14 protein-coding genes and 1 pseudogene are annotated in these 14,717 nt (G+C 64.8%); 9 read left to right on the top strand and 6 right to left on the bottom strand.

All coding sequences use genetic code 11. From position 1 onward, the window contains the following. The first annotated feature begins 69 nt into the window (after positions 1–69). The 4 genes from ACUZUJ_RS11335 to ACUZUJ_RS11320 all read left to right on the top strand — a co-directional run bounded on the left by ACUZUJ_RS11335 (position 70) and on the right by ACUZUJ_RS11320 (position 4,299). Positions 70–1,128: an ABC transporter substrate-binding protein gene (locus ACUZUJ_RS11335; RefSeq protein ID WP_458220017.1), complete on the top strand. Its 1,059-nt coding sequence runs from the start codon at positions 70–72 to the stop codon at positions 1,126–1,128. A gap of 14 nt (positions 1,129–1,142) precedes the next feature. After that, positions 1,143–1,976, top strand: coding sequence for an ABC transporter ATP-binding protein (locus ACUZUJ_RS11330; protein ID WP_049445162.1), 834 nt, complete (start codon positions 1,143–1,145; stop codon positions 1,974–1,976). Next, positions 1,960–2,736, top strand: coding sequence for an ABC transporter permease (locus ACUZUJ_RS11325; protein WP_458220016.1), 777 nt, complete (start codon positions 1,960–1,962; stop codon positions 2,734–2,736). The genes ACUZUJ_RS11330 and ACUZUJ_RS11325 overlap by 17 nt, the downstream gene beginning before the upstream one ends. Positions 2,737–2,865: 129 nt before the next feature. After that, entirely contained in the window at positions 2,866–4,299 is a 1,434-nt protein-coding gene (locus ACUZUJ_RS11320) for an OprO/OprP family phosphate-selective porin (RefSeq protein ID WP_101765500.1), read from the top strand. An 87-nt stretch (positions 4,300–4,386) separates the two neighbouring features. Here the strand turns inward: ACUZUJ_RS11320 and ACUZUJ_RS11315 are convergent. Then, positions 4,387–4,740: pseudogene (locus tag ACUZUJ_RS11315) on the bottom strand (fasciclin domain-containing protein); the annotation flags it as partial. 129 nt (positions 4,741–4,869) lie between these two features. Between ACUZUJ_RS11315 and ACUZUJ_RS11310 the strand changes: the two are divergent. Together ACUZUJ_RS11310 and ACUZUJ_RS11305 are read left to right on the top strand one after the other, a co-directional pair. Next, on the top strand, positions 4,870–5,256 hold the full coding sequence (locus ACUZUJ_RS11310; protein WP_510468040.1) for a GFA family protein: 387 nt from the start codon (positions 4,870–4,872) through the stop codon (positions 5,254–5,256). A 196-nt stretch (positions 5,257–5,452) separates the two neighbouring features. Further along, the gene (locus ACUZUJ_RS11305; protein ID WP_458220014.1) at positions 5,453–6,646 is read left to right on the top strand and encodes a hypothetical protein; all 1,194 of its coding nucleotides are present in this window, start codon (positions 5,453–5,455) and stop codon (positions 6,644–6,646) included. Between the two features lie 6 nt (positions 6,647–6,652). Here ACUZUJ_RS11305 and ACUZUJ_RS11300 read toward each other — a convergent pair whose 3' ends face one another. Then, on the bottom strand, positions 6,653–7,045 hold the full coding sequence (locus ACUZUJ_RS11300; RefSeq protein WP_049445174.1) for a response regulator: 393 nt from the start codon (positions 7,043–7,045) through the stop codon (positions 6,653–6,655). 323 nt (positions 7,046–7,368) lie between these two features. Here ACUZUJ_RS11300 and ACUZUJ_RS11295 point away from each other — a divergent pair, with 323 nt between their 5' ends. Both ACUZUJ_RS11295 and ACUZUJ_RS11290 read left to right on the top strand, forming a co-directional pair. Then, positions 7,369–7,689, top strand: coding sequence for a hypothetical protein (locus tag ACUZUJ_RS11295; RefSeq protein ID WP_235434911.1), 321 nt, complete (start codon positions 7,369–7,371; stop codon positions 7,687–7,689). A 69-nt stretch (positions 7,690–7,758) separates the two neighbouring features. Beyond that, positions 7,759–8,520 carry a DUF72 domain-containing protein gene (locus ACUZUJ_RS11290; protein ID WP_458220013.1) on the top strand — a complete coding sequence of 254 codons (762 nt, stop codon included), beginning with the start codon at positions 7,759–7,761 and terminating at the stop codon, positions 8,518–8,520. A gap of 174 nt (positions 8,521–8,694) precedes the next feature. Here the strand turns inward: ACUZUJ_RS11290 and ACUZUJ_RS11285 are convergent, their stop codons facing one another. After that, the gene (locus ACUZUJ_RS11285; protein ID WP_049445180.1) at positions 8,695–9,942 is read right to left on the bottom strand and encodes an arsenic transporter; all 1,248 of its coding nucleotides are present in this window, start codon (positions 9,940–9,942) and stop codon (positions 8,695–8,697) included. Between the two features lie 275 nt (positions 9,943–10,217). Further along, positions 10,218–10,655 carry a winged helix-turn-helix transcriptional regulator gene (locus tag ACUZUJ_RS11280; RefSeq protein WP_080347515.1) on the bottom strand — a complete coding sequence of 146 codons (438 nt, stop codon included), beginning with the start codon at positions 10,653–10,655 and terminating at the stop codon, positions 10,218–10,220. A 73-nt stretch (positions 10,656–10,728) separates the two neighbouring features. Here ACUZUJ_RS11280 and ACUZUJ_RS11275 point away from each other — a divergent pair, with 73 nt between their 5' ends. Continuing rightward, positions 10,729–11,658: an aromatic alcohol reductase gene (locus ACUZUJ_RS11275; protein WP_049445182.1), complete on the top strand. Its 930-nt coding sequence runs from the start codon at positions 10,729–10,731 to the stop codon at positions 11,656–11,658. Positions 11,659–11,700: 42 nt separating this feature from the next. Here ACUZUJ_RS11275 and ACUZUJ_RS11270 read toward each other — a convergent pair whose 3' ends face one another. Both ACUZUJ_RS11270 and ACUZUJ_RS11265 read right to left on the bottom strand, forming a co-directional pair. After that, positions 11,701–12,954, bottom strand: a complete 1,254-nt coding sequence (locus ACUZUJ_RS11270) for a carbohydrate porin (protein ID WP_458220012.1) — start codon at positions 12,952–12,954, stop codon at positions 11,701–11,703. A 14-nt stretch (positions 12,955–12,968) separates the two neighbouring features. Next, positions 12,969–14,675, bottom strand: coding sequence for a PTS fructose transporter subunit IIC (locus tag ACUZUJ_RS11265; protein WP_458220011.1), 1,707 nt, complete (start codon positions 14,673–14,675; stop codon positions 12,969–12,971). Positions 14,676–14,717: the final 42 nt, after the last annotated feature.

Raw genomic sequence — 14,717 nt, 5'->3', positions numbered from 1 at the left:
ACCGGCCGGGTCGGCACAGGCGTGCCTGCCCGCCACCACAACGTAGATGCTTCACTCCTGGGAGGGATGATGTACAAGCAGTTCCTGATGGCCGCGCTGTGCGCGGCCGGCCTGGCCGCGGCCGGGTGCAGCAACAGCGGCCGCGCCGAAGGTACGGCCACAGGCAGCGCTGACACCGCACCGGTGCGCATCAGCGTCGGCTCCTACAACCTCAACAACCTGCCGTTCTTCATTGCCCACGCCAAGGGCTATTTCAAGGACGTCGGCCTCGACGTGAAGACCGAGAACTTCGCCCAGGGTGGCTCCAAGGTGCTGCAGGCACTGGTGGCCAACTCCACCGACGTGGCGGTGGGCTTCTACGACCACACCATCCAGATGCAGGCCAAAGGCAAGGACGTGGTTGCCTTCGTGCTGCTCTCGCGCAACTCCGGCCTGGTGATGGCGGGGCGCGAGGACGCCACCTTCGATCCAGCACGCCCGGAGACCATCAAAGGCCAGAAGGTGGGCATCACCGCCCCCGGCTCTTCATCGGACTTCTTCGTTCGCCATTTCCTGGCACAACACGCTATTCCGGTCGACAGCATCTCGCTGATCGGCGTCGGCTCGGGCGCCGCAGCGGTGGCCGCGCTCGAGCAGGGCAAGATCGACCTGCTGGTCAACTACGACCCGGCCGCCACCCTGATCACCGAACGCAAGGTCGGCAGGATCCTGCTCGACGCGCGCAGCGACGACGGCGCCCGCCAGGTCTATGGCGGCATGTACCCGACCTCGGTGATGTATGCCAACCAGAGCTTCCTGGAAAAGCGTCCCGAAGCGGCCGAGAAGATCGCCCGCGCCGAGCAGATGGCCTTGAAGTTCATCGCCGACAACAGTGCCGAAGAGATCGTGGCGGCGCTGCCGGACAGCTACGTCTCTGGCGACCGTGCCACTTATGCGCGCGCAGTGGAGAACGCCCGCGCGATCTTCACCCGCGACGGTCACTTCACGCCGGCCGACCTGGAAACGCCGTTGAAGGTGCTGCGCGAGTTCAACACGGATGTGGCCAAGGCCAACATCGATCTGTCCAGGACCTACACCAATGCCTTCGTCGAGCGTGCCAACGCTGCGACGCCGGCTGCCCAACCGTAAGCGGAGGTAACCCCATGGCCCTCAATGCCACCGTGCGCCAGCTCAATGGCGCACCGCAGCTGGAGCCTGCACAGACCATGGTCGCCATCGACAAGGTGACCATGTCCTTCGGCGAATTCACCGCCGTACGCGATGTCGACATCCAGGTGGGTGACGGCGAGTTCCTCGCCATCGTCGGCCCTACAGGCTGTGGCAAGAGCACCATCCTCAATTCCGTGGCGGGCCTGCTGAAGCCGTCTTCCGGACAGGTCAAGATCGACGGCCGTACGGTCAGCGGCGTGCAGGAATCGGTGGGTTACCTGTTCCAGCAGGATGCACTGCTACCGTGGAAGACCGCATTCCAGAACGTCGAGCTCGGCCTGCGCTTCCGTGGCGTGCCCGAAGCAGAGCGCAAGGCCAAGGCCAATGCGTGGCTGGCCAAGGTCGGCCTGGCGGGCTTCGAGCATCGCTATCCGCACCAGTTGTCCGGTGGCCAGCGCAAGCGCGTGCAGATGGCGCAGGCGCTGATCGTTGAGCCGAAGGTGATCCTCATGGATGAGCCGTTCTCGGCGCTGGACATCCATACCCGCCACCTCATGCAGAACGAACTGCTGCGGTTGTGGCAGGAAGACCGGCGCTCGGTGATCCTGATCACCCACGACCTTGAAGAAGCGATCGCCCTCGGTGACCGCGTGGTCGTACTGTCCTCCGGCCCGGCCAGCCGGGTCGTGCGCAGTTTCGATGTGGATCTGGAACGGCCGCGCAATGTGGCCGAAATCAAGCTGGATGACCGTTTCACCGACCTGTACCGCGATATCTGGGCCTGCCTGCGCGGCGAAGTGGAGAAGAGCTATGCACGCCAAGACTGACAAGTTCATCCAGCTGGCCCTGGTGGTCGCCGTGTTCGGTGGCTGGGAAGGCGGCATCGCGCTGGGCGTGATCGACCCGTTCTTCTTCCCGTCGCCGACAGCGATCGTGCAGCAGGCCTGGACCTGGCTGTCGGATACCTCGTTCTACCAGCACGTGTACATCACGCTGACCGAAACCGCGCTGGGCTACATCATCGGCACTGGCCTGGGTGTGGCTGGCGGCGTGTGGTTGGGCCTGAGCCGACGCTCGGCGCGCATCCTGGATCCCTTCATCAAGGGCTTCAACGCGATTCCGCGCGTGGTGCTGGCGCCGATCTTCGGGCTGTGGCTGGGACTGGGGCTGTGGTCGAAGGTGGCGCTGGCGGTCACGCTGGTGTTCTTCACCACGTTCTTCAACGCCATGCAGGGCGTGCGTGAGGTGAACCCGGTGGTGCTGGCCAATGCCCGCATCCTGGGGGCGAGCCGTAGCGACCTGCTGCGCCACGTCTACTTCCCGGCAGCGGCGAGCTGGATCCTTTCGTCGCTGCGTACCTCGGTCGGCTTCGCGGTGGTCGGCGCGATCATCGGTGAGTACCTCGGCGCCTCGGCGGGCCTGGGCTACCTGATCGCGCAGGCAGAAGGCAACTTCAACGCTGTGGGTGTATTCGCCGGCATCATCATCCTGGCCGCCTTCGTGCTGGTCATCGACGCCCTGCTGGACGTGGTCGAGAACAAGCTGATCACATGGCGCCCCAACGCCCAGGCACAGGCCACCAGCTGACCGGGTTGGGCTGAGCCCGCCTGACGCGCCGCCGGGCCGACCCGGCGGCGCCGCATCCTCCTGATCTTCCCCCGCACCACCGCAACGGGCCAGCGCCAGGCCAGGGGGCCGGCTGGCCGGAGAGAGCCCATGAACCCTCCCACCGTGCTGCCGATGGCAGCGCTGTCGGTCGCGCTCGGCCTGCTGTTGGCCAGCGGCCATGCCGACGCACAATCCACGTCCTCGCTTCCCGCGCCGCTGAGCCAGGCCGAGCTGTCACGCCTGGTGCAGCAGCAGGCGCTGCAGATCCAGCAGCTGGAAGCCCGCCTCCGCGCCGTGGAGGGCGGGCAGGGCAGTGCGGCCGCACCGCCCACGCCGCCCGCGCCTGCACTGGAGACGCGGGTGGCCGCACTGGAGTCCAGCCATTCCAAGCTGCCGAAGGTCTCCTGGGTCAAAGGTGCACCGGAGTTCAGCAGTGCCGACGGCACTACGGTGTTCCGTCCCCGCGGCCGCCTGTTCGTCGATGCCTCCAGCACCGACGGTTCGGCGGTCGCTGGCCGCAACGTTTCGGGTACCGAAATCCGTTCGGTGCGCCTCGGGGCCGAGGGGCGCTACGGCACCCTGGGCTGGGTGGTGGAGGGCGACTTCGCCGACAACGCGGTGGCGTGGAAGTCGGTCTATGCCACGCTGGACCACACGCTGTTCGGCGTGCCGGCCGACCTCACGGTCGGCAACCGCTTGAACGATCGCGGTATCGATGGCTCAAGCAGCACCTCCAACACGCCGTTCCAGGAACGCAACGTGGTCGGCACGCTGCTGCTGCCGCAGCGCGGCCTGTTTGGTGTCGGGCTCACCGAGCGAGTGTATGGAAAGGGCTGGCATGCCAGCCTGTCGGTGGCCGGCAACGATCTCAACAACGCGGGCACCGACAACGACAGCCAGACCTGGGCCACGCGCGTCCATTGGAATCCGCTGGACACCTCGGGCGCTACAGTGCATCTGGGCGCATGGGCCTTCCACGAGAAGATCCCCGCTGGGGCCAACGGCGTGGTGCGCAGTTCGGCCATTGCGGGGCATTTCAACGATCTGGTCAAGATCACGCCAGGCACGCTCCTGGGCGCCGAGCGCAGCACCGCCTACGGCGTGGAACTGGCGGGCTTCTTCGGCCCTGCATGGGCCACTGGCGAATGGGGTACGCGCAGCCTGCGGGGCAGCGATGCCAGCGGTCGCTATGACCGCGATCACGAAGCGTGGGCGATCTCGGCCGGCTGGTTCCTGGCGGGCGCGCAACCGTCCTACGCGGGCAAGACCGGTACCTGGGGGAAGGTGAAGGTCGCCGATCCAGTGACGCGCGGCGGCGGCGGCGCATGGGAGCTGAAGGGCCGCTACGAGGACGTGGACTACGCCGAGCTGCCCAGTGGCAGTACTGGCTACGCGTGGACGCTGGGGGCGAACTGGTACCTCAACGACTTCAGCCGGGTGATGTTCGAGGCGGTCCGCTGGCAGGCGCGCAACCGCAACGGCGCCGGAGAGGGTAGGGACGAAGGCACCACCTTCAATACCCGCCTGCAGGTGGCCTTCTAGCCGCCTGGGGTAGCCGTCGTTCGGCGTTCTCCGGGTGGCCCAGACTCCGACGCGGGGCAGTGTTGTGATGTCCCGCGCCGGACACGGCTACTTCGGCATCAGCACGGTGTCGATGACGTGGATAACGCCGTTGGACTGACCAACATCGGCGATGCTGATCCCGGCCTTGCCGCCCTTGGCATCCACAACCCACAGCTTGCCGTCATGAAGCGTCACGGTAAGCGGTTCGCCCTGGACCGTCTTCAGGGTGGCCTTTCCGCCGTGCTTCCTGGCGTCTGCGATGAGTTGGGCCGAGCTGAAGTTGCCCGGGACCACGTGATAGGTCAGGACCCTGGTCAGCTGCGCCTTGTTTTCCGGCTTTACAAGGGTGTCAACCGTGCCCGGGGGAAGCTTGTTGAAGGCTGCATTGGTGGGGGCGAATACGGTGAAGGGTCCCGCTCCGTTGGATGGCGCTGTTCGGCATGCCGATGCCGGTACTTCGACTGGTCGGAACAGTACAATCCGGAGTCGTCCACTCCTTGCTGGCCCATCATGTCGATTCGAGTAGCGTGTCTGTGTGGGAAGGTTGCCATGGATCTGCACGGGCAACCGGTAGCGCGCGCCAACTGCCACTGCGCATCCTGCAGGGACTTCTACGGTGTGGCGATGTTCTCCGCAACGGCATGGGAGACCGCCTCCGTCCAGATGGAAGCCTCCGAAGTGCGGACGTTCAGTCATCCCGAAAAGCAGTTGAAGAAGGCGTTCTGTGCCCATTGCGGTGAGGTTGTGTTTGGTACCAACCGGCTGGGTATGCACGTTGTTCCCAATGCGATGCTCCACCGCGGCGGCGAAGGGGATTCGCATCTGGCGTGGTCTCCCACAATGCACCTCTACTATCGCCAGCGGGTGGTTGATGTTCTGGATGAGCTGCCGAAGTACCTTGACGGCTGGGATGGCGCGCTCTACTCACCGGAATGACTGAGCAGGTGCAGAAGTGCCTGACTCCGCCCAGCACGACTATCCGTGGGCGCCTGCCGACGTCGGCGGGTCCAGGATGTTAAGCGGCTCAGTCCGCGCTGTTGCGGCCGATTGTGGCTGCCTACAACCAACGGCACAGGTGCCGCTGGTTGAGTCGCCCTAGCATCATCAGCACACTCCCTACAGGAACCTGCGAATGAACGCATGGGTTCTCGGCGCCATTCTCATCTGCTTGCCATTGCGAGCACTCGCTGTCCCCAACGCAGCCGAAGCACCGCCGACGCGTGTAATCGTGTTGGGGGTCGATCATGCGGCCCAGCTGGTTTCGCCCAATGACAGCCCAGCAACACTGGCTGCCTTTCTGGATCGTACGAAGCCCGCCGCCATCTGTGTCGAGCGATCGCCGGAAGCTTTTGCCCGGCACAGCTATTACGAGTTCACTTACGAGATCCAGGATGTAATCGTGCCTTTCGCGCGCGCGAGGGGCATAGCCTTGTGTCCTGTGGACTGGGCGCCGCCAGTAGAAGACGCCAGACTGGGATTTGGCCTGGACCTGGAATCCATTCCGGAAGTGCGCCCTGACAAGGGATTCCAGGCCTTCCTCGTGTTCCCGAAGCCAGCCCAGCTGACCAGGGACATCTTCCATGCAGATACTCCATCCAATCTTTCCAACATCCACGAGTGGGCAACCACTGCCGCAAAGCGGGCTGGAGACGACCTCCCACGACGGCTGTACCTTTATCGCACCTACCTGCAGGCCAAGCGCCTGGTTGCGGCAGCCAGGGCGTACGCCGGGGAGACCGTTGTCCTGGTTGTAGGCGAGTTTCACAAGCGCGATATCGAGGCCATTCTCTCGGACGACGCCAGCATTGAAATCGTACAACCCAGCGCGATAGGCAGGCCAACAAAGACACAGGAAACGAAGGCGAACAGCAATGCCTATCGGCATGCAATTGCCAGCTTCAATCTTCTGGGCGTGCAGGCAGAAACCGGCAATATTGACTACGCATTCGTGGAGGAATCGGTGTCTGGGCTGGTCGGTTCCGCACCGCGTGCTGAAACCGAATTGTATCGGACGCGACTGGATCTGCTTCGCAAGCGTATCAGCCCTGAAGAAGCCATCCTGCGGTATCAACGTATTGCAGCTTCCGCCGAAGACGCGCGATTCAGTTGGACGGGGGTGCAGGACCACGACCGCGTCGACTCCTACTTTGACCCCTTCGGAAACCTTACCGTGCGACAACGAGCGCTGCTGGAAAGTGCGCGCGAATGCGGAGCGGTCGGTCGCAAGGACGAGGTTGACAGGGTCTTCGACACCATTTCCAGCGAGCTCCCCCCGGCAAAGGCCCGTCAGTTCGGCGCGTACTTCTCTCGATACATCCGCGCTTGATTCCAGTCAGTGTCCGGTCGAAGAAGGGCAAACGCCTTCTATCGCCCGTTTAACCGCTCGTTGCAACTGGTCGATGTGAAACGGCTTGGCTACGAAAGCCGCGCGCCGGTGGCGCTGCGGCACCAGCTGGTCATACACCGCAGAAACGAAGAGATAAGGGATGCCGAGTTCGGCCAAGCGATCGGCAACCGGAAAGACAACGCCATCGCGAAGCTCCACATCCAGCACGGCGCCATCGAACGATTGTCTTTCCAGTAGGGCCATCGCATCAAACACACTGTAGGCGTGGGTCACCTGGCCACCTTCGTCTTCGAGCGCGCGCTCCATGAGGGCGGCAAGGTCGAATTGGTCCTCCACCAGCAGCAGGTTGCATCTGCGCTGGCTCATATCGCGTTGCATGCGCGCATGCCTGTGTTGCCTCGGGAGCTGCAGTGTGTGCCGTGCCGCATCAATGCCGTGAGTGCGGAGCGTCAGCCCGGCGCGAAGCCACTGACGTGCCGTCAACGCTGTCGATGGATCGTGGAGAGCGCCCGGGATTTCTTGACGGAATTTTGGCGGGGGGCATGGATACTCCCGCCATCTTCGGCACTGGAGCTTCTGTCATGCATCGACCTGGAACCGATCCTGCTTCACCGCGTGTGCTCCGTGTCGAATGCATGCCCCTGGACCGTGGTGGGGCCGCCGTCGTGGTAGAGCTGGATCGCACGCCTGAACGCGCGTGGATGAAGTCGCTGAAGCGGGCGTTGCACTCTGATGAGATGCTGGATGGCGTGCAGGTCAAGTTCGATGGCCGTTTTGTCTATGTCGTGGGGGTTGAGGTCGGCCTGCACCGGGCGCAGCACCGGGTGATGCGGTGCCTCCTGGGCCTTGAAACAGTGGCCAGCACGGTCTGTTCACAGCCGCGGATGGCCGGTAGTTCCAGCTTCGCGATCGATCCAGGCCGAGGCCGGATGCAGCGCCCTGCGGCGGTGGATGTGCAGCGGGTCGACGCAGCGGCTTCCCGGGAAGGTCGCGACCTCCCAATGGACGGGCTCTGTGCGTAACGCATCGACATGCGCAACCGGTGCGCCGCAGTGAGCAGGTCAGTGGCAGGCTGAGGATACGGTCGGCAGGTGCCTGGCGCTGCGGGCCCACCTTGGCCGATACGCATCGGTTGCGCCGGCTGGTCGCTGTCCCGGTCGGAGCAGGTGGACTTCGGGGAGGGTGACAGCGTGCTTCAGCGCTACGCCACCCGCCTGCCCATGGTCGAGATCAACTCCTCGTTCTATCGCCTGCACGTGGCCGGCACGTACGCACGGTGGGCTGCAAGCGTGCCAGAATACTTCCGTTTTGCAGTGAAGATGCCGCGCTCGATCAGCCATGAACAACGGCTTCGCGATGCAATGCAGCCGCTGGAGCAGTTCCTCGCTGGCGTGCGGGCGCTGGGCAAGAAGCTTGGGCCGCTGTTGCTCCAGTTGCCCCCCAGCCTGGCATACGACCGGGCTACGACGGAGCGCTTTCTGCAGGGCCTGCGTGCACGTAGCGAGCTCGATGTGGCCTGTGAGCCACGCCATCCCAGTTGGTTCACTACGGAAGTGGATGCTCTGCTGAGCGCCCATCGTGTCGCACGGGTTGCGGCGGATCCAGCGCGGGTGCCGGGCGCTGCGATTCCAGGCGGAGACCGCACGTGGAGCTATTGGCGCTGGCACGGGCAGCCGCAGATCTATCGCAGCGCCTACAGTGAACAGGTCCTGGCAGGCCTGGCCCGGGAGCTGCAGCTCGAATCGGATGCGCGACGATCAGTCTGGTTCGTGCTGGACAACTCCGCGCTGGGGCACGCCGCCCGCAACGCCCTGCGCCTGCAGGCCCTGCTGCAGCAGGGCCTGCAGGCCTGAGCCCCCCCCCCATCGTCCTGCTGCGCGGGGCTGCGAGCCCTTCTATGAATTCCGCGGGGATCAGCGGAACGGTGCGCAATTGGACCATCGCGGGGCATTTCAACAATCTGGTGAAAGACACGCCGTGCCTACCGTCAGCTGGCCTTCCAGGACCAGGCGCGGCCGGCATTCTGGTCACAGCAACAGCAGCGCCGCGATCAACGCAGGTGGCATCACCAGCGCGCCGATACGCATGAAGCCGAGCGCGCTCACATGCTCGCCTTCGCGACGCAACGCCACCAGCCACAGCATCGTGGCCAACGAGCCGGTCACCGACAGGTTGGGCCCCAGGTCCACGCCGATCAGCAGCGCGGCGCGGGTCTGTGCAGGCAGTTCAGCCATCTGGCCCAGCGAACCGGCCGCCAGGCCCACCGGCAGATTGTTGGCGATGTTGCTGAGCAACGCAGCCACGCCTCCAGCCAGCCAGCTGGCCTGGTGCGGCGACGCCTTCGCCAGCGCCTGCAGCGCGCCGGCCGCACTCTGGATGACGCCGGTCTGGGCCACTGCTTCCACCAGCACGAACAGTCCGGCCACCAGCGGCAACACGCCCCAGGAGACATGCCGCAGCAGCGGCAGCGGACTACAACGCTGGCGTATCACCACCACCGCCACGCTCAGCGCGCCGGCGCAGAAGGTGGCCAGGCCCAGGGGTCCGTTCAGCGCGGACGTCACCAGCAGTACGCTGCCAGTGAACAGCACGCCCAGCGCGCTCAGTCGGCCGCCCTCGGTCAGCGGGCGATGCTCCGGCGCAGCGACCAGCGGCTGCGCGATCTCGCGCCGGTGCACCCAGCGCAGCACCAGATAGGTGGCGCCGATCGCAGCCAGCGAGGGCAGCGCGAACTGTGCCAGCCACTGCAGCAGCGGCGGCATGTGCTGGCCGTACACCACCAGGTTGGCCGGGTTGGAGATGGGCAGCACGAAGCTGGCCGCATTGGCGATGAATGCGCAGACGAAGAGATAGGGCAGGGGATTGGCGCGGGCCGCCTTGCAGGCAGCGTAGACCGCCGGCGTCAGCACCACGGCCGTTGCATCGTTGGAAAGAAACACCGTCACCAGCGTGCCGACCAGAAACACCAGGTCGAACAGGCGCCGCCCTGAGCCTCGCGCATGCCGGACTGCATACAGCGCCAGCCAGTCGAACAGGCCTTCGCGCCGGGCCAGCTCGGCCAGCGCCATCATGCCGACCAGGAACAAATAGACATCCCGCCCCTCGGTCACCGCGTGCCAGGCAGTGCCGAATGACATCGTGCCACTGAGCGGAAGCAATGCCGCCGCGCCGAGCGCCCATACGTACTCCGGGATGCGGAACGGACGGATCAGCAGGCCGACGGTGGCGACGGCCACCGCCGTCCAGATGATCAGGGAAGAATGGGAAGCGAGCATGGGGTAGGGATGTGCGTGGTGCCGTCCATCGCGCCCCTCGCCGGCTCTGCGGCGAGTGCGGTCAGCGTGCTGGCACCCGCTGCGAACAGTGCAGGTGCCGGGGTTGCGGCATCATACCGTGCTGGCTGCCCAGCGAATGCCAGGGCGCGGCGCGTTCCGTGACGGTCGTGCCAGGGCATGCACAGCGGCGGGTTGCGCCTTCCATGTTACGGTCAAGCGACACCTCCCGTTGCTTCCCGTTCTACCGCGCATTTTTCGACTTCCCGCAGATCGGGTCAGTCAGAGGACACATTGCGATGGTCGTCATCGAAACGCTCCCGACAGCATCGGAATTCCTCAGCGTGCCCCACGACCCAGGTCCACATCGGGATCATCAGAACCAGCAGCTCCTTGCCCAACGGAGTGATGCTGTACTCCACGCGGGGCGGCACCTCGCGAAAGTCCTGCCTGTGGATCAGCCCGTCCCTTTCCAGCTGTCTGAGGGTACGTGTCAGCATGCGCTGGGTGATTCCCTTCATGCGCCGCGCCACATCGGCGTGACGCAGTGTTCCGTAAACACCCAAGGCATGAATGATTCCCAGGGACCAGCGGCTGCCTGCATGCGCAAGAACCTCACGGCGCAGGCCATCATCGTCCGCGCTCATGCCGTCGCATATCGCTTGTGAATGCCGCAGAAGCTCTTCGGAGCTCATGAACGGGGCGATCGGTATCATCGGTGTGCCTTCTTACGTGGCGATATGGGAGGGAGCAGAATCGCCGCCATCGTACACACACATGGTGGTTTGAATGTCTTCCCCGAATGATTCCCGCTCGATCCTGGTGCTGGGTGCCGGCGAGCTCGGAATGCCCGTCATTCGCAACCTTGCACGATTGGCTGGGATGCATGATGCACGCATCAGCGTGATGCTGAGAGAAGCCTCGATAGAATCCGTGCTTCCGGAGAAGCGCGCTGTAATTGATGAAATACGCTCTTTGGGAGTGACCATCGAGCCAGGCGACCTGGTGGCTTCCACGATCGACCAACTGGCCGTGCTCTTCTCCAGGTATGACACCGTGATCGGTTGCACCGGCTACGCCGCTGGCCGCGACACACCCATGAAGGTAGCGCGCGCCGCCGTGAAGTCAGGTATCGGCAGGTACTTCCCTTGGCAGTTCGGGGTCGACTTTGACGCCATTGGACGCGGTGGACCGCAGGATCTGTTCGATGCCCAGCTCGACGTACGCGACTATCTGCGCTCGCAGTCCGCAATGGACTGGGTCGTCATTTCCACCGGCATGTTCACCAGCTACCTCTTCGAGCCGGAGTTCGGGGTCATCGATCTTCCCGGCAGAAGGGTCAATGCACTGGGTACAGCCTCCAATGCGGTCACGCTGACGACACCTGAGGACATTGGAGCGATGACTGCACAGATCGTTTTCCACTTGCCCCCACTTCGGAACGAGATCGTCTATCTGGCGGGAGACACGGTCCGCTATGAGGAACTGCCTGCCATCCTGGAAGGCTATTTCGGCGCCCACTTCGAGCTTGCCGTCTGGGGGGTTCCTCAGTTGATGAAGGAGTTGGCCGATGATCCGACGAACATGATCAAGAAGTACCGCGCCGCCTTCGCCCAGGGCAGGGGCGTGTCCTGGGGCATGGATGGAACGTTCAATGCCAACGTTGGCGTGAAACTGGCGGGTGTGAACGACTGGCTGAAGGCCAATATAGAGGCCTGATGAACCATCCAGCGGTCATCGCGCTGAGGACCTGTGACTCTCCTACAGACTCCAATCGATCCGCATGCCTGCAATCAGCGCATTCGGCAGGTCACGCTGGCGTGCGGGTTCATTGAACTGGTCGGGATGCACGATGTAGTGCAGGTTCGGCGCAATCCGAAGTTGCGGTGTGACCTGGATGCCATAGCTCAGCTCCATCATCACCTGGCTTCCGTGCGGCGTGCCGCTGCCGCCGGCTGCCGCACGGGCCAGGCGAAGGTTCTCCAGCGCGATGCTGCTGTACTTCTGCTGGGTCACCACAAAAGCGATGCTGTCCTGCGGCCGGCGGGCGAACGTGCCCTTCTGCACCAGGCCGGCCTGCAGGAAATGATCCTCGATCAACTGGCCAGAGGTACCCTTGAGCACCGCACCGAACAGGGTCAGGCCGCGTCCGGCACCATCACCGGTGAGTTGCTGTTCGAAGCGGGCGAACGCGCCGGAGCGGCCACGACGGGTCGCATGGTCCTGGCCACTGAGAAGTGCCGGAATGCCGTTGGCATCGCGTAGTGGATCGAGATAGGTCGAGTTGTCCTGCCAACCACCGATTTCGTAGCGGGCTTTCAGTCGTGCCGAAGCAGGGCTGCGCCAGCCGATCGTGTAGGGCACGATCCAGCCCGTGGCCTGGTTCGTATTCCACTTCAGGCCGTGCTGGCCATCCTCCGCCTGGCTGGGATCGACCTGGTACGCGCCGACGCGCACATAGACATCGGGCGTCACCCAGGCCGTGGCATCGGCCATCCAGCTCGATACCGGCCACCAGGTGAAATTGCTGGTACGAAACACGTAGGTCGGGTTGCCGCAGGCCGAGTTGCCCTGGAAGTACTGGCAGAGCTCCGAACCAAGGTGGTGGATGTTGGCGACGCTGCGCCCGGCTTCCACCACCAATCGGTCGTTCAGCAGTTTCTGTTCAAGCGTCAGGTTGGCCAGGCGCGTGCCCTGGCCACCGTAGATTTCCTGCACCGAGGTGCTGTTGCCAGTGCTGCTGTTGGCCAGGTTGGCGCCATGGCGGTTGATGCCGTAGGCCTTGATCGTCGCGCCCCGCCAGCCAAACGCCGCGTCCAGATCCACGTCGGCGCCGAACATCAGCTGGCCAGCATAGGCCGTTCCGCTGCGCTTGCCGCCGTCGAGCGTGGCGGCCGCTTCGCCGGTGTAAGCCAGCTTGGGGGTGAGGACGTCGCTCGCGTCGGCGGCAGCGGCCAGGGGTAGCAGGGCCGGCAGGGTCGCCATCAGCAACAGGCGGCGGGAAGGAGAGGTCATGGGCGAGGTTCCTTTTACAGGGTGGGAGCCGTGACCGGCTTCTTGAGCACGCGCAGCGCGACCGCGGTGACGGTCACGCCGGCCACCAGTGCCAGCAGGTAGACGCCAAGGTGGGTGACCGCGTTCGGGATCGGCAGCACGAACACACCACCGTGCGGCACCTTCAGCTCGACGCCTGCGGCCATCGAGATCGCACCGGCCACGGCCGAGCCGAGGATCAGCGCCGGAATGGTGCGCAACGGGTCGCGCGCGGCGTAGGGGATCGCACCCTCGGTCACGAAGCTGAGGCCAAGCACGCCAGCGGCACCGGCCGTGCCGCGCTCCTCGGCAGTGAAGCGGTTGCTGAACAGCCATGTGGCCAACGCGATGCCCAGCGGCGGCGTCATGCCGCCGATCATCGTCGCCGCCATCGGCGTGTAGACCTGGCTGGAAATCAGTGCGGTGGAGAACGCGTAGGAGGCCTTGTTGACCGGCCCGCCCATGTCCACCGCCATCATGCCGCCCAGCAGCAGGCCGAGCAGAATCGCGCTGCTGCCCTGCATGCCGCGCAGCCAGTCCGTCAGCCAGGCCAGCAGCCCGGCGACCGGCGTGCCGATCACGTACATCATCAACAGGCCGACCAGCAGCGTGCCCAGCACCGGCAGGATCAGCACCGGCTTGAGGCCTTCGAGGCTGCGCGGCAGGCGCAGCGCACGGTTGATCCAATGCACGCCGTAGCCGGCGATGAAACCGGCCAGGATGCCGCCAATGAAGCCTGCATCCATGTTGACTGCGACCAGTCCGCCGATCATGCCCGGCGCGATGCCCGGGCGATCGGCGATGGAGTAGGCGATGTAACCGGCCAGTGCCGGCACCATCAACATGAAGCCGGACTTGGCACCGATCTGGAACAGCGACCAGGCCAGCGTGCCCTTGTGTGCATCGTCGAAGGCATAGATGCCGCCGAGGGCGAACGCCAGTGCGATCAGCAGGCCACCGGCAGTGACGAACGGCAGCATGAACGACACGCCGGTCATCAGGTGCTTGTAGGGGCCGGTGACCCTGGCCTTCTCGGGGGTGCGGCCTGAAGCCGCCGTACCCGCCTGCACGCCGGCCTCGGCCAGCGCCTTGCGGATCAGGTTCTGGCCGTCATTGATCGCCGACTTGGTGCCGCTCTTGAACAGGCGTTTGCCAGCGAAGCGCGACAGATCGACTTCGCGGTCGGCGGCGATCAGCACCAGGTCAGCGGCAGCGATTTCTTCGTCGCTCAATGCGTCCTGCGCGCCGACCGAGCCCTGGGTTTCCACCCGGATCGCATGGCCCAATGCCTTGGCGGCCTGCTGCAACCCTTCGGCTGCCATGAACGTGTGGGCGATGCCGGTCGGGCAGGAGGTGACGGCGACGATGCGCTTGCCGGCGTCCGCGGTGGAAGCGGTTGCTGATGTTGCTGCGACCAGCGCCAGCGCGGCAAGCGGGTCGTCCAGCACTTCACCGAGGCTGGCGCGCACGATCTGGGCGTTGCCGAAGCGCGCGGCATCTGCCTCGCCATCACCCACCAGCAGCAGCTGCGTTGCGGCGGCGGCCTGCGTTGCCGGCAGTGCCCCGGTCACGCCCTGGTCGCTGCGGATTTCGATCGCCAGTTCAGCCCCTTGCTGGCAGGCGGCGCGGCGCAGCGCTTCGGCGGCAAGAACCGCCTCGATGCTGCGTTCGCCGGCGGCGATGACTACGGTGGAAGCTTGCATGGGAACTCCTGGAATTCTTCGGGTTCGTCCTTGCAGTAGGGG

Source organism: Stenotrophomonas sp. S4, from assembly GCF_054187805.2.
This window is presented reverse-complemented; position numbering and strand designations above follow the sequence as displayed.